Here is a 24,005-nt window from a genome sequence, read left to right on the forward strand (position 1 = left end):
AGATATTGCAGAGAAGATACAAAAACAGGGAGGTGATTATTTATTCGCTGTAAAAGGAAACCAGGGGCGGCTAAATAAAGCCTTCGAGGAAAAATTTCCGCTGAAAGAATTAAATAATCCCAAGCATGACAGTTACGCAATTAGTGAAAAGAGTCACGGCAGAGAAGAAACCCGTCTTCATATTGTTTGCGATGTCCCTGATGAGCTTATTGATTTCACGTTTGAATAGAAAGGGCAGCTATGGTTAGAAACTACCTGACGTCAGTCCTTGCGGGGAGCAGGCTTTCGTAAATTTGTCCTGCTACAACAGGATTAACTTCACAAATATCATTTCTCAACGTCTACACTTACTCCTGTAAACCGTTCAGGAGCAGTAATGAATCAGCAACGATTTGATGACAGCACCCTAATCCGTATCTTCGCCCTTCATGAGTTACATCGACTGAAAGAACATGGCTTAACGCGCGGGGCGCTTCTCGATTATCACAGCCGCTATAAACTCGTCTTTCTGGCGCATTCTCAGCCGGAGTACCGCAAACTTGGCCCGTTCGTGGCTGATATTCACCAGTGGCAAAATCTGGATGATTTTTACAACCAGTACTACCAACGCGTAATTGTTTTGCTTTCTCATCCCGCCAACCCGCGCGATCACACCAACGTTTTGATGCACGTTCAGGGTTATTTTCGCCCGCATATTGATTCCACAGAACGCCAGCAGTTGGCGGCGCTTATCGACAGTTATCGCCGTGGCGAGCAACCACTTCTTGCGCCGCTGATGCGTATCAAACACTATATGGCGCTTTATCCTGACGCCTGGCTTTCAGGGCAGCGTTATTTCGAACTTTGGCCGCGTGTGATTAACTTGCGCCATTCAGGAGTTTTATGACTACCCATCTGGTCTGGTTTCGCCAGGATTTACGTCTGCACGATAATCTCGCACTGGCTGCCGCCTGCCGCAATTCGTCTGCACGCGTGCTGGCGTTGTATATCGCTACACCACGCCAGTGGGCGACGCATAACATGTCGCCGCGTCAGGCTGAACTTATCAATGCTCAACTGAATGGGCTACAAATAGCGCTTGCGGAAAAAGGTATTCCTTTATTGTTCCGTGAAGTGGATGACTTTGTCGCCAGTGTCGAAATAGTTAAACAGGTGTGCGCGGAAAACAGCGTTACCCACCTGTTTTATAACTATCAGTATGAAGTGAATGAGCGGGCGCGGGATGTGGAAGTTGAAAGAGCGCTGCGTAACGTGGTGTGTGAAGGATTTGATGACAGCGTGATCCTGCCGCCTGGCGCGGTGATGACCGGTAATCACGAGATGTACAAAGTCTTTACGCCTTTTAAGAATGCCTGGCTGAAACGGCTGCGGGAAGGGATGCCGGAGTGCGTCGCTGCGCCAAAAGTTCGTAGTAGCGGATCGATAGAGCCCGCGCCATCCATTACGCTGAATTATCCTCGTCAGTCTTTCGATACTGCGCATTTCCCGGTGGAAGAAAAAGCGGCGATTGCGCAATTACGCCAGTTTTGCCAGAACGGTGCCGGAGAATATGAGCAACAACGAGATTTTCCGGCAGTGGAAGGCACCAGTCGTTTGTCCGCCAGCCTGGCAACGGGCGGGTTATCGCCTCGCCAGTGTTTGCATCGCTTGTTGGCGGAACAGCCGCAGGCGCTGGACGGTGGGGCCGGTAGTGTCTGGCTTAGTGAGCTGATCTGGCGCGAGTTCTACCGTCATCTGATGACGTATTACCCCTCGTTGTGTAAACATTGTCCGTTTATTGCCTGGACGGATCGTGTGCAGTGGCAGAGCAATCCCGCACATTTACAGGCCTGGCAGGAAGGCAAAACGGGATACCCGATTGTCGATGCCGCCATGCGTCAGCTTAACAGCACTGGCTGGATGCATAACCGGCTACGGATGATTTCAGCCAGTTTTCTGGTGAAAGATTTGTTGATCGACTGGCGCGAAGGCGAGCGATATTTCATGTCGCAGCTGATTGATGGTGATTTGGCAGCCAATAACGGTGGCTGGCAGTGGGCGGCGTCTACGGGTACTGATGCAGCGCCGTATTTTCGTATTTTCAACCCGACAACCCAGGGCGAGAAATTTGATCGCGAAGGTGAGTTTATCCGCCGATGGTTACCGGAGCTGCGCGATGTACCAGGGAAAGCGGTGCATGAGCCGTGGAAGTGGGCGCAGAAAGCAGGTGTGATGCTGGATTATCCGCAACCGATAGTTGATCACAAAGAGGCAAGGCTGCGAACGCTGGCAGCGTACGAAGAAGCGAGGAAAGGAGCCTGATAAAACGCAGCGAGCGTTTTATCAGGTATGGTGCTGGCCTATTAAGATTCCAGCGCCAGCGCGCGGTTTCTGAATTTCAGCGCCTGATACAGCCAAATCATCTGTACCAGTCCTACACACGCCAGTGCGCCCCAGGTAATTTGATCAAATACTTCAATATATGCATTGATGGAGTAGTTGATCGCCCCGGAAGCATCAAACGAAGCCTGCGATGTCTGATCGGCAATCACGCCCGCCAGATAGTTCGCGATCGCGCCAGAAAGCAGCATGTAGATGCCGGTTAATACGCCGGTCACACCGGGGATTTCAATGCGCGTAATTTGCGACATGGCAACCGGGTCGATAAACAGTTCCGCAAAGCCCATCACCGCCAGGCCTAATACCATCAGTGGCAGAGAAGAGTGACCATACATTGCGGACCAGCGGGCGCTTAAGGTCAGAATGCAGAATCCGGCGCTCATCAGGCCAAGGCCAAGAGCAAATTTCCCCCAGATGCGCACGGTACGATTACCCGCGACACTCTCTTTTACCACCCACGCCAGGAACACACCGCACAGCATAACTGCGAAGGCATTAATCGACTGGAACATCGCGGTCGGAACGGTATAACCAAACATATCGCGGTTAACGAAGCGGTCGATATAAAGGCTAATCGAGCTACCGCCCTGTTGTGCGAAGGCCCAGAACAACATACTGAAGAAGGTGAGCGTCACAATCAGCCCCAGCTCCTTACGCTGTTTCTGGTTTTCTGCTTTGCGATAAATTTTTGCCAGTACACCCAGGCCAATAATAGTCGCGACAATTAAGGCGTATACCGACCACTCTTTCCAGAACAGTACGGTAATCAGCGCAGGCGTTGCCACCAGCAGAACCAGCAGCCATCCCCAGTTAGGCAGGAGAAAGTTTGTTGCACGCAGTACTTTTTTATTAACGCCGCGGGTATGTGTGAAATGACGATTGCCACATAAGAAAATGACCAGACCCGCGATCATACCCACCGCCGCCAGGCCAAAGCCCATCGCCCAGCTGTACTCTTCCTGGGCGTAACCACAGGCGATAGGTGCGATAATAGACCCCACGTTACCCGCTGCATACATCAGCGAGAAACCGCCATCACGACGCGGATCGGTTGGCTCATACAGCTCGCCGAGCAGGCAACTGACATTGGATTTAAACAGACCATAGCCACAAACGATAATCGCCAGGGACAGATAGAGGAATGACGGATGGATCTCACTGGCACCCAGCACCACATGACCGATCGCCATCAACAACGCCCCCAGCATCACCGCCATGCGATTGCCGAGAACTTTATCCGCCAAAAAGCCACCGAGGATTGGCGTGACATACACCAGCGAACAGTAGGCGCTAAATAACTCGTAGGCGTGAGTATCGTTGTATTTTAGTTGATTGGTGAGATAGAGAATCAGCAGGGCACGCATGCCGTAAAAGCTAAAATATTCCCAGATTTGCAGCGCAACGACATAGTAAATAGCGCGCGGTTGTGATGCGTGTTTATTCATAATAATTCCACAATTGACGGCAACGTCACGTAATAGTTGCGCGGCGTGCTTGTGTTTCCTTAAAGTTAAAACTTTGATACAGATCTGATTATTTATGCAATATGCTGTCTGATTGCATAAATATACATTAGCTGAAGCGTGATGATATAAACAATTTGCGTCTTTTGGCGTCGGGTTTGTTTCTTAATATGTCAAAAGATTGGCTATCGACGAACAGGCGAGGTAACGCTATGTTAACGGTGTAGCTATCAGAATACGGAAGGCGCGAAGATGAAAAACACCGAACTGGAACAACTGATTAACGAAAAACTGAACAGCGCGGCGATTAGTGATTACGCGCCGAATGGTTTGCAGGTGGAAGGCAAAGAGACGGTGCAAAAAATTGTTACCGGTGTCACCGCCAGCCAGGCTTTGCTCGATGAGGCAGTGCGTCTGGGCGCGGATGCGGTCATTGTGCATCATGGCTACTTCTGGAAAGGAGAGTCTCCGGTCATTCGCGGAATGAAGCGTAACCGTTTAAAAACGTTGCTGGCGAATGATATCAACCTGTATGGCTGGCATTTGCCGCTTGACGCACATCCTGAGCTGGGCAATAACGCACAGCTGGCGGCGTTACTGGGGATCACGGTCATGGGCGAAATTGAGCCGTTGGTGCCGTGGGGAGAGCTGACCATGCCTGTGCCGGGACTGGAACTAGCCTCCTGGATTGAAGCGCGTCTGGGACGTAAGCCGTTATGGTGTGGCGATACCGGACCTGAGGTGGTCCAGCGCGTCGCCTGGTGCACGGGCGGCGGGCAAAGTTTTATCGATAGCGCCGCGCGTTTTGGCGTGGATGCTTTTATTACTGGCGAAGTTTCTGAACAGACCATTCATTCAGCCCGCGAGCAGGGATTGCATTTTTATGCTGCAGGTCACCATGCCACTGAACGTGGTGGTATTCGCGCATTGAGCGAGTGGCTGAATGAAAATACCGATCTTGATGTGACCTTTATTGATATTCCTAATCCTGCATAACGAATAATCAGAGGGATCGAAAGTGCAACGAGCGCGTTGTTATCTGATAGGTGAAACGGCGGTAGTGCTGGAACTGGAACCGCCGGTGACGCTGGCTAGCCAGAAACGGATCTGGCGACTGGCGCAGCGTCTGGTGGATATGCCGAATGTGGTTGAAGCCATTCCCGGCATGAACAATATTACGGTGATTTTGCGTAATCCTGAGTCGCTGGCGCTGGATGCCATAGAGCGTTTGCAACGCTGGTGGGAGGAGAGCGAGGCCCTGGAACCTGAGTCTCGCTTTATTGAAATTCCGGTGGTTTACGGTGGTGCAGGCGGACCGGATTTGGCGGTGGTCGCGGCGCATTGCGGGTTGAGCGAAAAACAGGTTGTTGAATTGCACTCCTCCGTGGAATACGTGGTCTGGTTTTTAGGTTTTCAACCGGGCTTCCCGTATCTCGGGAGTTTGCCGGAACAACTACACACGCCACGGCGCGCTGAACCGCGCTTACTCGTTCCGGCAGGTTCTGTCGGGATCGGCGGGCCGCAGACTGGTGTTTATCCGCTGGCAACGCCGGGTGGCTGGCAGTTGATTGGTCATACCTCACTCAGCCTGTTTGATCCGGCGCGTGACGAACCCATCTTATTACGTCCGGGAGACAGCGTGCGCTTTGTACCGCAGAAGGAGGGAGTATGCTGAAGATTATTCGTGCGGGCATGTATACCACTGTGCAGGATGGCGGTCGTCACGGTTTTCGCCAGTCGGGTATCAGCCACTGCGGCGCACTGGATATGCCCGCGTTACGCATTGCTAACCTACTGGTGGGTAATGACGCCAATGCCCCCGCGCTGGAGATCACGCTCGGTCAGTTAACTGTTGAGTTCGAAACTGATGGGGGGTTTGCTCTGACGGGTGCCGGTTGCGAAGCGCGGCTGGATGATAATGCCGTCTGGACCGGCTGGCGATTGCCGATGAAAGCAGGCCAGCGTTTAACGCTTAAACGCCCGCAGCACGGGATGCGCAGTTATCTGGCGGTCGCGGGTGGTATTGATGTTCCGCCGGTAATGGGGTCATGCAGCACCGATCTCAAAGTGGGGATTGGCGGGCTGGAAGGCCGTTTACTGAAGGATGGTGACCGACTCCCGATTGGCAAAGCGAAGCGTGATTTTATGGAAGCGCAGGGCGTTAAACAGCTGCTGTGGGGCAACCGCATTCGCGCCTTGCCGGGGCCGGAATATCATGAGTTCGATCGCGCCTCGCAGGATGCATTCTGGCGTTCGCCCTGGCAGCTTAGCTCGCAAAGTAACCGCATGGGCTATCGCTTACAGGGGCAAATTTTAAAACGCACCACCGATCGCGAACTGTTATCTCACGGTTTGTTACCGGGCGTGGTGCAGGTGCCACATAACGGGCAGCCGATTGTGTTGATGAACGACGCACAGACCACCGGTGGTTACCCGCGTATTGCCTGCATCATTGAGGCTGATATGTACCATCTTGCGCAAATTCCGCTCGGTCAGCCGATTCATTTTGTCCAGTGTTCACTGGAAGAGGCACTGAAAGCGCGGCAAGATCAGCAACGTTATTTTGAACAATTAGCGTGGCGGCTGCACAATGAAAATTGACCTGAACGCCGATCTGGGCGAAGGCTGCGCCAGCGACGCAGAGCTATTAACGCTGGTTTCCTCTGCCAATATTGCCTGTGGATTTCATGCAGGCGATGCGCAAACCATGCAGGCTTGCGTGCGTGAAGCAATAAAAAATGGTGTTGCAATTGGCGCTCACCCGAGTTTTCCCGACAGGGAAAATTTTGGTCGCAGCGCCATGCAGTTGCCGCCAGAAACCGTTTACGCCCAGACGCTGTATCAAATTGGCGCGCTGGCAACGATTGCCCGTGCGCAAGGCGGCGTAATGCGTCATGTCAAACCGCACGGCATGTTGTACAACCAGGCGGCGAAAGAAGCACAACTGGCAGACGCCATCGCCAGAGCGGTATACGCTTGCGATCCGGCATTGATTCTCGTTGGGCTGGCAGGAAGCGAGCTGATTCGTGCAGGCAAGCAATATGGCCTGACAACGCGCGAGGAAGTGTTTGCCGATCGCGGTTATCAGGCTGACGGCTCGCTGGTGCCGCGAAGTCAGCCAGGCGCGTTGATTGAAAACGAACAACAGGCGCTGGCGCAAACGCTGGAGATGGTGCAACACGGCAGAGTCAAAAGTATCACCGGCGAATGGGCAACGGTCGCGGCGCAAACGGTCTGCCTGCATGGCGACGGCGAGCACGCTCTGGCGTTCGCCCGCCGATTACGAGCTACATTTGCCAAAAAGGGGATTGTTGTCGCAGCATAACCCCGCTTAATAAAGAATGAAAAAAGGATATCACCATGCCTGAAGGCCCGGAGATCCGCCGTGCAGCGGATAACCTGGAGGCGGCGATCAAAGGCAAACCACTAACTGATGTCTGGTTTGCCTTCCCGCAGTTAAAAACTTATCAATCACAACTTATCGGTCAACACGTTACCCATGTGGAAACGCGTGGTAAGGCGTTGTTAACTCATTTTTCCAACGAATTAACGCTCTACAGCCATAATCAGCTTTACGGCGTCTGGCGCGTGGTTGATACCGGCGAAGAGCCGCAGACCACGCGAGTATTGCGGGTAAAACTGCAAACGGCTGACAAAACCATTCTGCTTTATAGCGCCTCGGATATTGAGATGTTGACCCCGGAACAACTGACCACGCATCCGTTTTTACAACGCGTTGGTCCCGATGTGCTGGATCCGAATCTGACGCCGGAGGTGGTGAAAGAACGGGTATTGTCGCCGCGCTTTCGTAACCGTCAGTTTGCAGGATTACTGCTCGAGCAGGCGTTTCTGGCAGGACTTGGCAATTATTTGCGGGTGGAGATCCTCTGGCAGGTTGGGTTGACTGGAAATCATAAAGCGAAAGATCTCAATGCGGCGCAACTGGATGCACTCGCACACGCGTTACTGGAGATTCCTCGATTTTCTTACGCTACGCGGGGGCAGGTGGATGAGAATAAGCATCATGGGGCGCTGTTTCGCTTTAAGGTTTTTCATCGAGATGGCGAACCGTGCGAACGTTGTGGCAGCATCATTGAGAAAACCACGCTGTCATCTCGCCCGTTTTACTGGTGCCCTGGCTGCCAGCACTAAGCCGACCGCTTCGGCGCATAGGTTGAAATAAACCGTGCAATGGCAGGTCCCGTCAGCAAAATACTGAACAGGCGCAGGGTTTGCATCGCCATAATAAGCGCCATATCGGCATTGCTCCCTGCGGCGATGACCGCCACGGTATCAAGCCCGCCGGGGCTGGTGGCGAGGTAGGCAGTCATAAAATCAATATGCATAAACCGGGTCAGCCCCCACGCCATACCCGCACAAATAGCCAACAGAGCAAAAATCGACAGCAAGATTTGCGGTAGCGGGCGTAGTGCCCGCAGTAAGATTTGTTTATCGAAACCAAGACCAATCCGCCAGCCAATTGCCATATACGCCATCGCAAGCAGCCATTCCGGGAGTTCGATGGTGATGAGCTGACCAGACTGGAGCACTGCGCCCGCCAGCATCGGGATGAGCATCGTGCCGGAAGGAAGACGCAGCATGCATCCCGCCGTACCGGCAACGACTGCGAGCAAAATCGTAAGCAGGAGATTAATGCTCACTGGCGGGAACCAGACGATTTGCTGGTTAACCGCTTCAGCGTTATCACCCAGCATCATGCGGGTGACCAGAACAGCGGCCCCCGCGACGAACAGCACTCGCAGATATTGCATAAACGCCACCAGGCGAATATCTGCGCCGTAATCTTGCGCCATAGCGACCATTGCCGCTGCGCCGCCTGGAGAAGAACCCCAGGCACCGGTATTTCCAGGCAGTGAGCTATAGCGCACCAATAACCAACCCACGATGGCGCTGGAAAGCAGCGTCACCAGTAAAATAGCAAGCACGATCGGCCAGTTGGCGGCCAGCGTGGTGAGAATCGAACCAGTGAGGTTTTGCGCAATCATGCAGCCAAGAATGGCCTGCGCGGCGAGAAAAGCGGAGCGGGGAAGTTGCAGAGTAATTCCGCGCATACTGAAGATGATCCCGGCGATCATCGGCCCAAGTAATAGCGCCGCCGGGAGATGTACCGCGAGGAAACCAATAGAAAGGAGAAGTGATAGCACACATAACATTCCCCACTGCAAAACTGGCATCCTTCGCTCCCTCATTATTTTCTCTTTGGTGTATCGATACAGCATAAAGAAAGCCGGGCCAGGAAAAAATAACAGCAATCAAGGAAAAGGGGAAAATCAGCAATTTTCTGAAAGAGATGCCCTTTCCGGCTGCAAAGGGCATCATGGCAAATCAGTTATAGTTAATTTTAAAAAGCACCACTGTATCGAAGGGCCCAGCCTCGATGGGGGTACCTGCAATGGACGAAAGTTCAGCCGTATAGGTTTTTTCGTAGACCAACATGTCGCTGGTGAAATCGGCGTATTCAGCATATTTATTGAAGGTATAAGGCGAGGCGTTTTCATCCAGCAAACGTAGCTTCAGACCATTACCAATCAACAATGCTTTATCTTCTTCAACCAACGTTTCTTCGGTATAAAAGGAGGAACTGACTTTAAATCCGTCGGTGCATTGGTCATTTTGTGATTTTGTCGTCTTAATACTGAATGTTTTCGACATTGTGTGGCGACGAATATCCAGCAAATTAAATTTACCAAAATCAATCACCTGTGTTTCCGGTGAAATGGAAAAATTGACGCTGCAATCCAGCACGCGAATGTTTTCCAGACCGGTAATATGATATTTCAGGTTTTGGGCAGTAGGATCTTCGTTAACGCTACCGGCACCGTCAAATTGCACGACGATATAGTCGCTAAGCGTACTTTGATAATCATGCGGCGGCATTTCTCGTATTTTGACGTATAACCGCATGCGAGCGAGAAAGGTACGCGACATGTGAATATTAGCGGGATCACCCGAGCAAATTTTGTTCTGCCATCCCATCGCGATAATCTGCTCAGGGGTATAAATGTCAATGTTCTTACTGTCAATACACTGGTTAGTGTCGATGCGGCTTTTTCCCTGGTTGGCGTCATAATCAACGCCATTGTAAGTTACGCCGAGTTGATAATAGCGATCCTGCACCCCCGGGTAGGGGTTTACCCAGGCATAAACATGCTCACTTTCAAAATTGCCGTTGGTATTGTTGTCACAATAGACGGGAATTTTAATATCGTCAGATTCCCAAATCTTATCGCCGAGTTTGGCATTGCCTGGTACAGCAAAAGGTTGAATCGCTTCTGATTTTTCTACCGAGCCACCGGATGAACCAAAGTAGCAGTTCAGGGCAAGCGCAGACTTCAACGGCAGAAATAACAGACAGATGACGAGCAACACTCCCTTGCCAGCACTCATTTCTTCGCCTCCACGGCTTGTAAATGGCATTGTCCGCTGCAGTTGAGCGTCGTCATGCGTAACGCGCCGTAATCATCCATATAACCGAGATAAAACTGGCTGCCGCTATAATTTCCGGTGTTTGTGTTGACCGTACTAAAAGGCGCAACCATCACGGTTTTGAAGCCGGGGAGAACGCCTTTTTCATTTCGTCCCAGGTAGGCAATGGTCAGATAATACGCGGTAGGATTTTTCAGTGTCAGTTGGTTGCCCTGCTGGCTGACCTGTAACTGCAGTTCGACCTTTTCTCCTGCTTTCTTGCGTAATGCAGCCGGTCGCCAGAACACCTTGATACGACTCTGAATGGCGACTTGCAGAACGGCATGGTCGCTGTTTTTTTCCGGGGCGGGAGGAATTTCACGCATATTGTAGAAAAATAGCGTTTCGCGATCGCCCGGTAATTTTGTGGTCGAGGCTTGCTTTACTATCCGTACCTGCGTTGTTGCTTTCGGTTCCAGACGTTGTATCGGCGGCAGGGCGACCAGAAGATCATCGCTTTTCTCCCCTTTTTCATTTTCGAGCCAGGAATAAGCGAGGTAGGGGAGTTTATCGCTACGATTATCCACCCGCAGACTGGTAGCTTTATCATTAGCGTTAAACACAATACGAGTGCGATCGGGTTGTAGTGCAGCGTGGCTGCACAGACTGGCAACCAACAACAAAAGGGGTAGTCCTTTCATAAATGTCATTTTCATTTCCTTAATTAATGACAAGGTAAAATCAGGCGATTTGCGGTGTCTTCCATATGTTCAGGAAGATGGAGCGAGCAATGCTGGCTATCACCCCAGACCACGGTAAAATTTTGATTTTCAGCGACTCCGCTTAACCAGGCATGTCCTTCCTCGCCAACCATCCCCACGCTAATGCCGCTGTCATCCTGGCGGATATCCGCTCCGAGGGGAGGAAACTGACCGCTGGCGTTGCGAATGATGACGTTAACGTCTTTACCGGAACGGGAAGCCAGTGATTTGTAACCTATCGCGCCTTCAATCCACGTTTCTTTGATAACGTTTTCTGCAACTGTTACGCCGTCGGGTAAGTCATTCATGTTCACCGCCACGGTGGAAGGCTGGTAACTGGAAATCAACGGCACCACCGCAATGCCAAAATGGTTGGTGTAGTCGAGATTGCCCTGAACCGGAATATCTGCCACGCCATCGGTGCTGACCATCAGGCGTGGTTCATTGGTGGAGCTGCGGCGATGAAACGCTGCACCATATTGGGTTGCGGTGAAAGAACCGCTCCAGCTGCTGCTGACGGAACTGTAATCATTGGCGGCATAGGTACCAGAAATATCCCACTCACCCGCTGAACTCAGATGCTGATAGTTACCGCTCACCTGGGCTCCATTGTCCGGACGGTCGGATTGCAGTCCGGCAGACATGCCCCAGCTATTACGTTCATCCAGCGTATCGTTCCACGACATGCGGTGTGTGGTGCTGTGGCTACTGTTTTGCATGTCATAGCCAACCCGACCACCGTTACCGAAGGGGAGCGAAATCGACAGGTAAATCTGGTTGTCGCGATCTTTATCTTCGTAATGGGTTGTATTGAATGACGTCGAAATAGAGATATCTCTCCAGTCACCAATATCAACATTAAAACCTGCCGTGATGTTGGCGGTCGTGGAGGCGTCTGCATTCCACCAGGTTTGATGTAGCAGGTTGGCGTAAAGATTGAGGTTTAGTGGGGTAATCGGTTGGCCCACAGATAAGCTGATCGTCTGTTTTTCGTCCTGCGCATCGCTGTCGTTGTATTTGTGATCAAGATAGTTGGCGTAGCTGTGAAAATGACGATCGGAGAAACGATAAGCGGCGAGGGAAATCGTGCTGTTGGTGGCATCCACTTGTTTGCTGTAATTAAAACGGTAGCTTAAGCCCCGCTCGTCCTGCTGAGTATCAAAGTGACTACTGGCCCACGTGACATCAAACGACAGCGCGCCAAGCCACAGCATATTTTGCCCGATACCTATTGCGGCAGAATGGTAGTCATCACCAGAAAGCAGCAGGCCGCCGTACAGCGAGGTGTTTGACAGCATCCCCCAGGAAACTTCATTGCTAAAAAAGGTTTCATTTTCAGTTTGATGTGACATGGAGGGCCGTGGCTGACCCGCGGCCAGTTTATAGCGAACCTGTCCCTGACGAGTCAGGAAGGGCGTCGATGCTGCCGAAACCTGGAAATTGTTCACCCGACCATCTTCTTCCGTCACTTTGACATCCAGTGTGCCCTGAACAGACTGATTAAGGTCGTCAATGATAAATGGGCCTGGTGGGACTTTTTTCTGGTAAATGACGCGGCCTGATTGACTGATCGTCACCGTGGCATTGGTCTGTGCAATACCGCTAATTTGTGGGGCGTAGCCGCGTAGTTCCCATGGCAACATTCGATCGTCACTTGCCAGTGCCGCGCCGGTATAAGAAAAACCGTCGAAAATATTGGAACTAAAATCCGTTTCGCCGAGGGTTAATTTTGAACCTAATTGCGGTAACGGGCGAAAAAGATAGGTACGTGATATTTCGCCTGACTGTTCATGGTTATCATCGCTATCAGTCTGATTCAACTGATAATCACTGCGTAAGCGCCATGCCCCCGTGTTGATTCCGGCTGTTCCATAGGCGTTAAGATTAGTGCTGCTGCTGCCATCCTGTGGGCGGTAGCTGCTGGCAAACAAGTTGTAATCCATCAGGACACCGGCGACACCTTCTTTCCATGTGGAGGGTGGGGTCCAGTTTTCTGAGTGCCACGCCAGCCAGGCTTGCGGAATGGTGATATTTAGTTGCTGATTGGCTTGATCGAAATTGAAGAGCATTTCAGGTCGGGAGCTAAAATCGACGCACTGATTTATCAATGGTAACGACTGACGGACTTCAGGTTTTAAGCCAAATTTATCGACCAGTAAATCATTGATGCACGGAATGGTTTTATCGTCATTTTTGTGCCAGTTAATCTTTTGCCCGTTACTGATTTGGTTATTATTTACCGCAACGCTAACAAAATACTCACCGGGAGCAATGACTCCTTTTTCCTTTAATAATGAAATATCAATGCGGTCGCGCATTGATTTATCGAGAACATTAAGGTTGAATTCGACCGCCAATGCGCAAGGCATCGCCACGACCAGGCAGGATACAAGAGAGAGTCGATAAATATTCACGGTGTCCATACCTGATAAATATTTTATGAAAGGCGGCGATAGCGCCGCCAAAGTAATACTTATTTATAATCCAGCACGTAGGTTGCATTCGCCGTAACTGCGCCTGGCGTTACAGGTGTAGCCTGATCAATTTGTTCCATCCAGGCAAAGAAATTCAGCGTTTGTTCGCTGGAGGTCGGAGCCAGGTCGATATCTGGAGTAGCGGTGCCTAAAACGATATTGCTTTGATCTTTATTCATTAAACGTACGCCGACGCCGGTGGCTTCACCCGTGCTGGTGTTGTTGAGAATCGGATCTGCGCCGGTGGTTTTCGCTGAGCTATCAAAGGTGACTGCAACTTTAGAAATCTTGCCACCGGAACCGTTGCTGGAGTTTTCCAGATCACAGTTGACTAAGCGCAGGTCGACAGCAACGGCATCGCTGTGATGTGACTGATTAATGTGGCTGGTGGTCACCTGACCGAGTTCAACCTCTTTATCAATATCATCCTGATGTATTTCACACGGTGCTTCAATAACTTCACCTTTAAAGTGAATTTCACCGGATCCTTCATCAGCCGCATAAACAGGTGCTGTGAACAGCAGAGATACGGCCAGTGCGGCCAATGTTTTTTGTCCTTTAAACATAACGGAGTCCTTTAACAGAAAAGAAAAAAGTATATCGGTGCAAGAATATCTTATTTGATTGTCGAATGTTTTTAGTTTTTCTTAAAAATATTATTAATTTTATTAAATGTAAAAGTAATTAATTGATGGTATGAATTAAATGTTTGATGAATAAAGTATTGGAAATTATAGGGGTGCACTATATTTGGTGGTTTATTCATGTAACTGAGAGGAAGATAGATGATTAAAAATCATCGATTTGTTTATAATTTATACCGATATATTTTTTTTTAGAATATATGAATGTCCGATAGTGGATTTTATTTTTACAATTTTTTGTGTTTAGGCATATAAAAATTAACCCGCCATTTGAACGGCGGGTTAAAATATTTACAACTTAGCAATCAACCATTAACGCTTGATATCGCTTTTAAAGTCGCGTTTTTCATATCCTGTATACAGCTGACGCGGACGGGCAATCTTCATACCGTCACTGTGCATTTCGCTCCAGTGGGCGATCCAGCCAACGGTACGTGCCATTGCGAAAATGACGGTGAACATGGAAGACGGAATACCCATCGCTTTCAGGATGATACCAGAGTAGAAATCGACGTTCGGGTACAGTTTCTTCTCGATAAAGTACGGGTCGTTCAGCGCGATGTTTTCCAGCTCCATAGCCACTTCCAGCAGGTCATCTTTGGTGCCCAGCTCTTTCAGAACTTCATGGCAGGTTTCACGCATTACGGTGGCGCGCGGGTCGTAATTTTTGTACACGCGGTGACCGAAGCCCATCAGGCGGAAAGAATCATTTTTATCTTTCGCACGACGAACAAATTCCGGAATGTGTTTAACGGAGCTAATTTCTTCCAGCATTTTCAGCGCCGCTTCGTTAGCACCACCGTGCGCAGGTCCCCACAGTGAAGCAATACCTGCTGCGATACAGGCAAACGGGTTCGCACCCGAAGAGCCAGCGGTACGCACGGTGGAGGTAGAGGCGTTCTGTTCATGGTCAGCGTGCAGGATCAGAATACGGTCCATAGCACGTTCCAGAATCGGATTAACTTCATACGGTTCGCACGGCGTGGAGAACATCATATTCAGGAAGTTACCGGCATAGGAGAGATCGTTGCGCGGATAAACAAATGGCTGACCAATGGAATACTTGTAACACATCGCGGCCATGGTCGGCATTTTCGACAGCAGGCGGAACGCGGCAATTTCACGATGACGAGGATTGTTAACATCCAGCGAGTCGTGATAGAACGCCGCCAGCGCGCCGGTAATACCACACATGACTGCCATTGGATGTGAGTCGCGACGGAAAGCGTGGAACAGACGGGTAATCTGCTCGTGGATCATGGTATGACGGGTCACCGTAGTTTTAAATTCGTCATACTGTTCCTGAGTCGGTTTTTCACCATTCAGCAGGATGTAACAAACTTCCAGGTAGTTAGAATCGGTCGCCAGCTGATCGATCGGGAAACCGCGGTGCAGCAAAATACCTTCATCACCATCAATAAAAGTAATTTTAGATTCGCAGGATGCGGTTGAAGTGAAGCCTGGGTCAAAGGTGAACACACCTTTTGAACCGAGAGTACGGATATCAATAACATCTTGACCCAGCGTGCCTTTCAGCACATCCAGTTCAACAGCTGTGTCCCCGTTGAGGGTGAGTTTTGCTTTTGTATCAGCCATTTAAGGTCTCCTTAGCGCCTTATTACGTAAGACTGCCGGAACTTAAATTTGCCTTCGCACATCAACCTGGCTTTACCCGTTTGTTATTTGGCTCGCCGCTCTGTGAAAGAGGGGAAAACCTGGGTACAGAGCTCTGGGCGCTTGCAGGTAAAGGATCCATTGATGACGAATAAATGGCGAATCAAGTACTTAGCAATCCGAATTATTAAACTTGTCTACCACTAATAACTGTCCCGAATGAATTGGTCAATACTTCCACACTGTTACATAAGTTAATCTTAGGTGAAATACCGACTTCATAACTTTTACGCATTATATGCTTTTCCTGGTAATGTTTGTAACAACTTTGTTGAATGATTGTCAAATTAGATGATTAAAAATTAAATAAATGTTGTTATCGTGACCTGGATCACTGTTCAGGATAAAACCCGACAAACTATATGTAGGTTAATTGTAATGATTTTGTGAACAGCCTATACTGCCGCCAGGTCTCCGGAACACCCTGCAATCCCGAGCCACCCAGCGTTGTAACGTGTCGTTTTCGCATCTGGAAGCAGTGTTTTGCATGACGCGCAGTTATAGAAAGGACGCTGTCTGACCCGCAAGCAGACCGGAGGAAGGAAATCCCGACGTCTCCAGGTAACAGAAAGTTAACCTCTGTGCCCGTAGTCCCCAGGGAATAATAAGAACAGCATGTGGGCGTTATTCATGATAAGAAATGTGAAAAAACAAAGACCTGTTAATCTGGACCTACAGACCATCCGGTTCCCCATCACGGCGATAGCGTCCATTCTCCATCGCGTTTCCGGTGTGATCACCTTTGTTGCAGTGGGCATCCTGCTGTGGCTTCTGGGTACCAGCCTCTCTTCCCCTGAAGGTTTCGAGCAAGCTTCCGCGATTATGGGCAGCTTCTTCGTCAAATTTATCATGTGGGGCATCCTTACCGCTCTGGCGTATCACGTCGTCGTAGGTATTCGCCACATGATGATGGATTTTGGCTATCTGGAAGAAACATTCGAAGCGGGTAAACGCTCCGCCAAAATCTCCTTTGTTATTACTGTCGTGCTTTCACTTCTCGCAGGAGTCCTCGTATGGTAAGCAACGCCTCCGCATTAGGACGCAATGGCGTACATGATTTCATCCTCGTTCGCGCTACCGCTATCGTCCTGACGCTCTACATCATTTATATGGTCGGTTTTTTCGCCACCAGTGGCGAACTGACATATGAAGTCTGGATCGGTTTCTTCGCCTCTGCGTTCACCAAAGTGTTCACCCTGCTGGCGCTGTTTTCTATCTTGATTCATGCCTGGATCGGCATGTGGCAGGTGTTGACCGACTACGTTAAACCGCTGGCATTGCGCCTGATGCTGCAACTGGTGATTGTCGTTGCACTGGTGGTTTACGTGATTTATGGATTCGTTGTGGTGTGGGGTGTGTGATGAAATTGCCAGTCAGAGAATTTGATGCAGTTGTGATTGGTGCCGGTGGCGCAGGTATGCGCGCGGCGCTGCAAATTTCCCAGAGCGGCCAGACCTGTGCGCTGCTCTCTAAAGTCTTCCCGACCCGTTCCCATACCGTTTCTGCGCAAGGCGGCATTACCGTTGCGCTGGGTAATACCCATGAAGATAACTGGGAATGGCATATGTACGACACCGTAAAAGGGTCGGACTATATCGGTGACCAGGACGCGATTGAATATATGTGTAAAACCGGGCCGGAAGCGATTCTGGAACTCGAACACATGGGCCTGCCGTTCTCGCGTCTTGATGATGGTCGTATCTATCAACGTCCGTTTGGCGGTCAGTCGAAAAACTTCGGCGGCGAGCAGGCGGCACGCACTGCGGCGGCGGCTGACCGTACCGGTCACGCACTGTTGCACACGCTTTATCAGCAGAACCTGAAAAACCACACCACCATTTTCTCCGAGTGGTATGCGCTGGATCTGGTGAAAAACCAGGATGGCGCGGTGGTGGGTTGTACCGCACTGTGCATCGAAACCGGTGAAGTGGTTTATTTCAAAGCCCGCGCTACCGTGCTGGCGACTGGCGGGGCAGGGCGTATTTATCAGTCCACCACTAACGCCCACATTAACACTGGCGACGGCGTCGGCATGGCTATCCGCGCAGGCGTACCGGTGCAGGATATGGAAATGTGGCAGTTCCACCCGACCGGTATTGCCGGTGCGGGCGTACTGGTCACCGAAGGTTGCCGTGGTGAAGGCGGTTATCTGCTGAACAAACATGGCGAACGCTTTATGGAGCGTTATGCGCCGAACGCCAAAGACCTGGCGGGCCGTGACGTGGTGGCGCGTTCCATCATGATTGAAATCCGTGAAGGTCGCGGCTGTGATGGTCCGTGGGGGCCACATGCGAAACTGAAACTCGACCACCTGGGTAAAGAAGTTCTCGAATCCCGTCTGCCGGGTATTCTGGAACTCTCCCGTACCTTCGCTCACGTTGATCCGGTGAAAGAGCCGATTCCGGTTATCCCAACCTGTCACTACATGATGGGTGGTATTCCGACCAAAGTGACCGGTCAGGCGCTGACGGTGAACGAGAAAGGCGAAGATGTGGTTGTTCCGGGGCTGTTTGCCGTTGGTGAAATCGCTTGTGTATCGGTACACGGCGCTAACCGTCTGGGCGGCAACTCGCTGCTGGACCTGGTGGTCTTTGGTCGCGCAGCGGGTCTGCATCTGCAAGAGTCTATCGCCGAGCAGGGCGCATTGCGCGATGCCAGCGAGTCTGATGTTGAAGCATCTCTGGATCGTCTGAACCGCTGGAACAATAATCGTAACGGTGAAGATCCGGTGGCGATTCGTAAAGCGCTGCAAGAATGTATGCAGCATAACTTCTCGGTCTTCCGTGAAGGTGATGCGATGGCGAAAGGGCTTGAGCAGTTGAAAGTTATCCGCGAGCGTCTGAAAAATGCCCGTCTGGATGACACTTCCAGCGAGTTCAACACCCAGCGCGTTGAGTGCCTGGAACTGGATAACCTGATGGAAACGGCGTATGCAACGGCTGTTTCTGCCAACTTCCGTACCGAAAGCCGTGGCGCGCATAGCCGCTTCGACTTCCCGGATCGTGATGATGAAAACTGGCTGTGCCACTCCCTGTATCTGCCAGAGTCGGAATCCATGACGCGCCGAAGCGTCAACATGGAACCGAAACTGCGCCCGGCATTCCCGCCGAAGATTCGTACTTACTAATGCGGAGACAGGAAAATGAGACTCGAGTTTTCAATTTATCGCTATAACCCGGATGTTGATGATGCTCCGCGTATGCAGGATTACACCCTGGAAGCGGAAGAAGGTCGCGACATGATGTTGCTGGATGCGCTTATCCAGCTGAAAGAGAAAGATCCCAGCCTGTCGTTCCGCCGCTCCTGCCGTGAAGGTGTGTGCGGTTCCGACGGTCTGAACATGAACGGCAAGAATGGTCTGGCCTGTATTACCCCGATTTCGGCACTCAACCAGCCGGGCAAGAAGATTGTGATTCGCCCGCTGCCAGGTTTACCGGTGATCCGCGATTTGGTGGTAGACATGGGACAATTCTATGCGCAATATGAGAAAATTAAGCCTTACCTGTTGAATAATGGACAAAATCCGCCAGCTCGCGAGCATTTACAGATGCCAGAGCAGCGCGAAAAACTCGACGGGCTGTATGAATGTATTCTCTGCGCATGTTGTTCAACCTCTTGTCCGTCTTTCTGGTGGAATCCCGATAAGTTTATCGGCCCGGCAGGCTTGTTAGCGGCATATCGTTTCCTGATCGATAGCCGTGATACCGAGACTGACAGCCGCCTCGACGGTTTGAGCGATGCATTCAGTGTATTCCGCTGTCACAGCATCATGAACTGCGTCAGTGTATGTCCGAAGGGGCTGAACCCGACGCGCGCCATCGGCCATATCAAGTCGATGTTGTTGCAACGTAATGCGTAATTAAATGTTGATGCCGGGGAAATCCCCCGGCTATTCAGGAAATCTTTAAAAACTGCCCCTGACACTAAGACAGTTTTTAAAGGTTCCTTCGCGAGCCACTACGTAGACAAGAGCTCGCAAGTGAACCCCGGCACGCACATCACTGTGCGTGGTAGTATCCACGGCGAAGTAAGCATAAAAAAGATGCTTAAGGGATCACGATGCAGAACAGCGCTTTGAAAGCCTGGTTGGACTCTTCTTACCTCTCTGGCGCAAACCAGAGCTGGATAGAACAGCTCTATGAAGACTTCTTAACCGATCCTGACTCGGTTGACGCTAACTGGCGTTCGACGTTCCAGCAGTTACCTGGTACGGGAGTCAAACCGGATCAATTCCACTCTCAAACGCGTGAATATTTCCGCCGCCTGGCGAAAGACGCTTCACGTTACTCTTCAACGATCTCCGACCCTGACACCAATGTGAAGCAGGTTAAAGTCCTGCAGCTCATTAACGCATACCGCTTCCGTGGTCACCAGCATGCGAATCTCGATCCGCTGGGACTGTGGCAGCAAGATAAAGTGGCCGATCTGGATCCGTCTTTCCACGATCTGACCGAAGCAGACTTCCAGGAAACCTTCAACGTCGGTTCATTTGCCAGCGGCAAAGAAACCATGAAACTCGGCGAGCTGCTGGAAGCCCTCAAGCAAACCTACTGTGGCCCGATTGGTGCCGAGTATATGCACATTACCAGCACCGAAGAAAAACGCTGGATCCAACAGCGTATCGAGTCTGGTCGCGCGACTTTCAATAGCGAAGAGAAAAAACGCTTCTTAAGCGAACTGACCGCCGCTGAAGGCCTTGAACGTTACCTCGGCGCAAAATTCCCTGGCGCAAAACGCTTCTCGCTGGAAGGCGGTGACGCGTTAATCCCGATGCTTAAAGAGATGATCCGCCACGCTGGCAACAGCGGCACCCGCGAAGTGGTTCTTGGGATGGCGCACCGTGGTCGTCTGAACGTGCTGGTGAACGTGCTGGGTAAAAAACCGCAAGACTTGTTCGACGAGTTTGCCGGTAAACATAAAGAACACCTCGGCACGGGTGACGTGAAATACCACATGGGCTTCTCGTCTGACTTCCAGACCGATGGCGGCCTGGTGCACCTGGCGCTGGCGTTTAACCCGTCTCACCTTGAGATTGTAAGCCCGGTAGTTATCGGTTCTGTTCGTGCCCGTCTGGACAGACTTGATGAGCCGAGCAGCAACAAAGTGCTGCCAATCACCATCCACGGTGACGCCGCAGTGACCGGGCAGGGCGTGGTTCAGGAAACTCTGAACATGTCGAAAGCGCGTGGTTATGAAGTTGGCGGTACGGTACGTATCGTTATCAACAACCAGGTTGGTTTCACCACCTCTAATCCGCTGGATGCTCGTTCTACACCGTACTGTACTGATATCGGTAAGATGGTTCAGGCACCGATTTTCCACGTTAACGCGGATGATCCGGAAGCCGTTGCCTTTGTGACCCGTCTGGCGCTCGATTTCCGTAACACCTTTAAACGTGATGTCTTCATCGACCTGGTGTGCTACCGCCGTCACGGCCACAACGAAGCCGACGAGCCGAGCGCAACCCAGCCGCTGATGTATCAGAAAATCAAAAAACATCCGACACCGCGCAAAATCTACGCTGACAAGCTGGAGCAGGAAAAAGTCGCGACGCTGGAAGATGCCACCGAGATGGTTAACCTGTACCGCGATGCGCTGGATGCTGGCGATTGCGTAGTGGCAGAGTGGCGTCCGATGAACATGCACTCTTTCACCTGGTCGCCGTACCTCAACCACGAATGGGACGAAGAGTACCCGAACAAAGTTGAGATGAAGCGCCTGCAGGAGCTGGCGAAACGCATCAGCACGGTGCCGGAAGCAGTTGAAATGCAGTCTCGCGTTGCCAAGATTTATGGCGATCGCCAGGCGATGGCTGCCGGTGAGAAACTGTTCGACTGGGGCGGCGCGGAAAACCTCGCTTACGCCACGCTGGTTGACGAAGGCATTCCGGTTCGCCTGTCGGGTGAAGACTCCGGTCGCGGTACCTTCTTCCACCGCCACGCGGTGATCCACAACCAGTCTAACGGTTCCACTTACACGCCGCTGCAACACATCCATAACGGCCAGGGCGCGTTCCGTGTTTGGGACTCCGTACTGTCTGAAGAAGCAGTGCTGGCGTTTGAATACGGTTATGCCACCGCAGAACCACGCACCCTGACCATCTGGGAAGCGCAGTTCGGTGACTTCGCCAACGGTGCGCAGGTGGTTATCGACCAGTTCATCTCCTCTGGCGAGCAGAAATGGGGCCGGATGTGTGGTCTGGTGATGTTGCTGCCGCACGGTTACGAAGGGCAGGGGCCGGAGCACTCCTCCGCGCGTCTGGAACGTTATCTGCAACTTTGTGCTGAGCAAAACATGCAGGTTTGCGTACCGTCTACCCCGGCACAGGTTTACCACATGCTGCGTCGTCAGGCGCTGCGCGGGATGCGTCGTCCGCTGGTCGTGATGTCGCCGAAATCCCTGCTGCGTCATCCGCTGGCGGTTTCCAGCCTCGAAGAACTGGCGAACGGCACCTTCCTGCCAGCCATCGGTGAAATCGACGAGCTTGATCCGAAGGGCGTGAAGCGCGTAGTAATGTGTTCTGGTAAGGTTTATTACGACCTGCTGGAACAGCGTCGTAAGAACAATCAACACGATGTCGCCATTGTGCGTATCGAGCAACTCTACCCGTTCCCGCATAAAGCGATGCAGGAAGTGTTGCAGCAGTTTGCTCACGTCAAGGATTTTGTCTGGTGCCAGGAAGAGCCGCTCAACCAGGGCGCATGGTACTGCAGCCAGCATCATTTCCGTGAAGTGATTCCGTTTGGGGCTTCTCTGCGTTATGCAGGCCGCCCGGCCTCCGCCTCCCCGGCGGTAGGGTATATGTCCGTTCACCAGAAACAGCAGCAAGATCTGGTTAATGACGCGCTGAACGTCGAATAAATAAAGGATACACAATGAGTAGCGTAGATATTCTGGTCCCTGACCTGCCTGAATCCGTAGCCGATGCCACCGTCGCAACCTGGCATAAAAAACCCGGCGACGCAGTCGTACGTGATGAAGTGCTGGTAGAAATCGAAACTGACAAAGTGGTACTGGAAGTACCGGCATCAGCAGACGGCATTCTGGATGCGGTTCTGGAAGATGAAGGTACAACGGTAACGTCTCGTCAGATCCTTGGTCGCCTGCGTGAAGGCAACAGCGCCGGTAAAGAAACCAGCGCCAAATCTGAAGAGAAAGCGTCCACTCCGGCGCAACGCCAGCAGGCGTCTCTGGAAGAGCAAAACAACGATGCGTTAAGCCCGGCGATCCGTCGCCTGCTGGCTGAACACAATCTCGACGCCAGCGCCATTAAAGGCACCGGTGTGGGTGGTCGTCTGACTCGTGAAGATGTGGAAAAACATCTGGCGAAAGCCCCGGCGAAAGAGTCTGCTCCGGCAGCGGCTGCTCCGGCGGCGCAACCGGCTCTGGCTGCACGTAGTGAAAAACGTGTCCCGATGACTCGCCTGCGTAAGCGTGTGGCAGAGCGTCTGCTGGAAGCGAAAAACTCCACCGCCATGCTGACCACGTTCAACGAAGTCAACATGAAGCCGATTATGGATCTGCGTAAGCAGTACGGTGAAGCGTTTGAAAAACGCCACGGCATCCGTCTGGGCTTTATGTCCTTCTACGTGACAGCGGTGGTTGAAGCCCTGAAACGTTACCCGGAAGTGAACGCGTCTATCGACGGCGATGACGTGGTTTACCACAACTATTTCGACGTCAGCATGGCGGTTTCTACGCCGCGCGGCCTGGTGACACCGGTACTGCGTGATGTCGATACCCTCGGCATGGCAGACATCGAGAAGAAAATCAAAGAGCTGGCAGTCAAAGGCCGTGACGGCAAGCTGACCGTTGAAGATCTGACCGGTGGTAACTTCACCATCACCAACGGTGGTGTGTTCGGTTCCCTGATGTCTACGCCGATCATCAACCCGCCGCAGAGCGCAATTCTGGGTATGCACGCTATCAAAGATCGTCCGATGGCGGTGAATGGTCAGGTTGAGATCCTGCCGATGATGTACCTGGCGCTGTCCTACGATCACCGTCTGATCGATGGTCGCGAATCCGTGGGCTTCCTGGTAACGATCAAAGAGTTGCTGGAAGATCCGACGCGTCTGCTGCTGGACGTGTAGTAGTTTAAGCTTCACCTGCACTGTAGACCGACGTGGATAGGGTGTCGGTCTACGGTTTAAAAGATAACGATTACTGAAGGATGGACAGAAC

Annotated in this window: 21 protein-coding genes and 1 pseudogene; 14 read left to right on the forward strand and 8 right to left on the reverse strand. The window is 51.6% G+C overall.

The window, feature by feature from the left end; genetic code table 11:
- From FTE26_RS06215 to phrB, 3 genes and pseudogenes are all read left to right on the forward strand, one after another.
- Positions 1-226: pseudogene (locus tag FTE26_RS06215) on the forward strand (ISAs1 family transposase); the annotation flags it as partial.
- 150 nt (positions 227-376) lie between these two features.
- Positions 377-886 carry a YbgA family protein gene (locus FTE26_RS06220; RefSeq protein ID WP_001076004.1) on the forward strand — a complete coding sequence of 170 codons (510 nt, stop codon included), beginning with the start codon at positions 377-379 and terminating at the stop codon, positions 884-886.
- Complete coding sequence (gene phrB / locus FTE26_RS06225) at positions 883-2,301, forward strand: deoxyribodipyrimidine photo-lyase (protein WP_000207140.1); 1,419 nt, start codon at positions 883-885, stop codon at positions 2,299-2,301. Before FTE26_RS06220 ends, phrB begins: the two co-directional genes overlap by 4 nt.
- A 41-nt stretch (positions 2,302-2,342) precedes the next feature.
- On the opposite strand, the gene dtpD is transcribed toward phrB, so the two are convergent.
- Entirely contained in the window at positions 2,343-3,824 is a 1,482-nt protein-coding gene (gene dtpD, locus FTE26_RS06230) for a dipeptide permease DtpD (protein ID WP_001032695.1), read from the reverse strand.
- A 270-nt stretch (positions 3,825-4,094) separates the two neighbouring features.
- Between dtpD and ybgI the strand changes: the two genes are divergently transcribed.
- From ybgI to nei, 5 genes are read left to right on the forward strand one after another with little or no spacing between them, the layout of a single operon-like run.
- A complete protein-coding gene (gene ybgI, locus FTE26_RS06235; protein ID WP_000798871.1) occupies positions 4,095-4,838 on the forward strand; it encodes a radiation resistance protein YbgI in 744 nt (247 codons plus the stop codon).
- A gap of 22 nt (positions 4,839-4,860) precedes the next feature.
- A complete protein-coding gene (pxpB, locus tag FTE26_RS06240) occupies positions 4,861-5,517 on the forward strand; it encodes a 5-oxoprolinase subunit PxpB (RefSeq protein WP_001188343.1) in 657 nt (218 codons plus the stop codon).
- Complete coding sequence (pxpC, locus tag FTE26_RS06245) at positions 5,511-6,443, forward strand: 5-oxoprolinase subunit PxpC (protein WP_000912710.1); 933 nt, start codon at positions 5,511-5,513, stop codon at positions 6,441-6,443. The genes pxpB and pxpC overlap by 7 nt, the downstream gene beginning before the upstream one ends.
- Positions 6,433-7,167 carry a 5-oxoprolinase subunit PxpA gene (gene pxpA / locus FTE26_RS06250; RefSeq protein WP_000687131.1) on the forward strand — a complete coding sequence of 245 codons (735 nt, stop codon included), beginning with the start codon at positions 6,433-6,435 and terminating at the stop codon, positions 7,165-7,167. The genes pxpC and pxpA overlap by 11 nt, the downstream gene beginning before the upstream one ends.
- A 35-nt stretch (positions 7,168-7,202) precedes the next feature.
- Complete coding sequence (gene nei, locus FTE26_RS06255) at positions 7,203-7,994, forward strand: endonuclease VIII (protein ID WP_001114037.1); 792 nt, start codon at positions 7,203-7,205, stop codon at positions 7,992-7,994.
- On the opposite strand, the gene FTE26_RS06260 is transcribed toward nei, so the two are convergent.
- From FTE26_RS06260 to FTE26_RS06290, 7 genes are all read right to left on the reverse strand, one after another.
- Complete coding sequence (locus FTE26_RS06260; RefSeq protein WP_001297246.1) at positions 7,991-9,037, reverse strand: AbrB family transcriptional regulator; 1,047 nt, start codon at positions 9,035-9,037, stop codon at positions 7,991-7,993. The genes nei and FTE26_RS06260 overlap by 4 nt on opposite strands.
- 151 nt (positions 9,038-9,188) lie before the next feature.
- The gene (locus FTE26_RS06265; protein ID WP_001272421.1) at positions 9,189-10,250 is read right to left on the reverse strand and encodes a fimbrial protein; all 1,062 of its coding nucleotides are present in this window, start codon (positions 10,248-10,250) and stop codon (positions 9,189-9,191) included.
- Positions 10,247-10,978, reverse strand: a complete 732-nt coding sequence (locus tag FTE26_RS06270; RefSeq protein ID WP_000143529.1) for a fimbrial biogenesis chaperone — start codon at positions 10,976-10,978, stop codon at positions 10,247-10,249. Before FTE26_RS06270 ends, FTE26_RS06265 begins: the two co-directional genes overlap by 4 nt.
- A 14-nt stretch (positions 10,979-10,992) precedes the next feature.
- Positions 10,993-13,452 carry a fimbria/pilus outer membrane usher protein gene (locus tag FTE26_RS06275; RefSeq protein WP_001348660.1) on the reverse strand — a complete coding sequence of 820 codons (2,460 nt, stop codon included), beginning with the start codon at positions 13,450-13,452 and terminating at the stop codon, positions 10,993-10,995.
- A 50-nt stretch (positions 13,453-13,502) separates the two neighbouring features.
- Positions 13,503-14,069 carry a fimbrial protein gene (locus FTE26_RS06280; RefSeq protein ID WP_000472422.1) on the reverse strand — a complete coding sequence of 189 codons (567 nt, stop codon included), beginning with the start codon at positions 14,067-14,069 and terminating at the stop codon, positions 13,503-13,505.
- Between the two features lie 390 nt (positions 14,070-14,459).
- Positions 14,460-15,743: a citrate synthase gene (gene gltA, locus FTE26_RS06285; RefSeq protein ID WP_000785834.1), complete on the reverse strand. Its 1,284-nt coding sequence runs from the start codon at positions 15,741-15,743 to the stop codon at positions 14,460-14,462.
- Between the two features lie 205 nt (positions 15,744-15,948).
- On the reverse strand, positions 15,949-16,056 hold the full coding sequence (locus tag FTE26_RS06290; RefSeq protein WP_001305582.1) for a hypothetical protein: 108 nt from the start codon (positions 16,054-16,056) through the stop codon (positions 15,949-15,951).
- Positions 16,057-16,436: 380 nt separating this feature from the next.
- Between FTE26_RS06290 and sdhC the strand changes: the two genes are divergently transcribed.
- The 6 genes from sdhC (at position 16,437) to odhB (ending at position 23,914) form a co-directional block, all read left to right on the forward strand.
- Complete coding sequence (gene sdhC, locus FTE26_RS06295; protein ID WP_000263347.1) at positions 16,437-16,841, forward strand: succinate dehydrogenase cytochrome b556 subunit; 405 nt, start codon at positions 16,437-16,439, stop codon at positions 16,839-16,841.
- Positions 16,835-17,182 carry a succinate dehydrogenase membrane anchor subunit gene (sdhD, locus tag FTE26_RS06300; RefSeq protein WP_000254365.1) on the forward strand — a complete coding sequence of 116 codons (348 nt, stop codon included), beginning with the start codon at positions 16,835-16,837 and terminating at the stop codon, positions 17,180-17,182. Before sdhC ends, sdhD begins: the two co-directional genes overlap by 7 nt.
- Positions 17,182-18,948, forward strand: coding sequence for a succinate dehydrogenase flavoprotein subunit (gene sdhA / locus FTE26_RS06305; protein WP_000775540.1), 1,767 nt, complete (start codon positions 17,182-17,184; stop codon positions 18,946-18,948). The genes sdhD and sdhA overlap by 1 nt, the downstream gene beginning before the upstream one ends.
- 15 nt (positions 18,949-18,963) lie before the next feature.
- Positions 18,964-19,680 carry a succinate dehydrogenase iron-sulfur subunit SdhB gene (gene sdhB / locus FTE26_RS06310; RefSeq protein ID WP_001235263.1) on the forward strand — a complete coding sequence of 239 codons (717 nt, stop codon included), beginning with the start codon at positions 18,964-18,966 and terminating at the stop codon, positions 19,678-19,680.
- Between the two features lie 200 nt (positions 19,681-19,880).
- Positions 19,881-22,682 carry a 2-oxoglutarate dehydrogenase E1 component gene (gene sucA / locus FTE26_RS06315; protein ID WP_001181473.1) on the forward strand — a complete coding sequence of 934 codons (2,802 nt, stop codon included), beginning with the start codon at positions 19,881-19,883 and terminating at the stop codon, positions 22,680-22,682.
- A 14-nt stretch (positions 22,683-22,696) separates the two neighbouring features.
- Positions 22,697-23,914 (forward strand): 2-oxoglutarate dehydrogenase complex dihydrolipoyllysine-residue succinyltransferase, encoded by a 1,218-nt coding sequence (gene odhB, locus FTE26_RS06320; RefSeq protein ID WP_085674814.1) that lies wholly within the window; start codon positions 22,697-22,699, stop codon positions 23,912-23,914.
- Positions 23,915-24,005 lie beyond the last annotated feature (91 nt).

Origin of the sequence: Escherichia sp. S10b, from assembly GCF_028421345.1 — a bacterium.
Lineage (GTDB): Bacteria > Pseudomonadota > Gammaproteobacteria > Enterobacterales > Enterobacteriaceae > ECMA0423.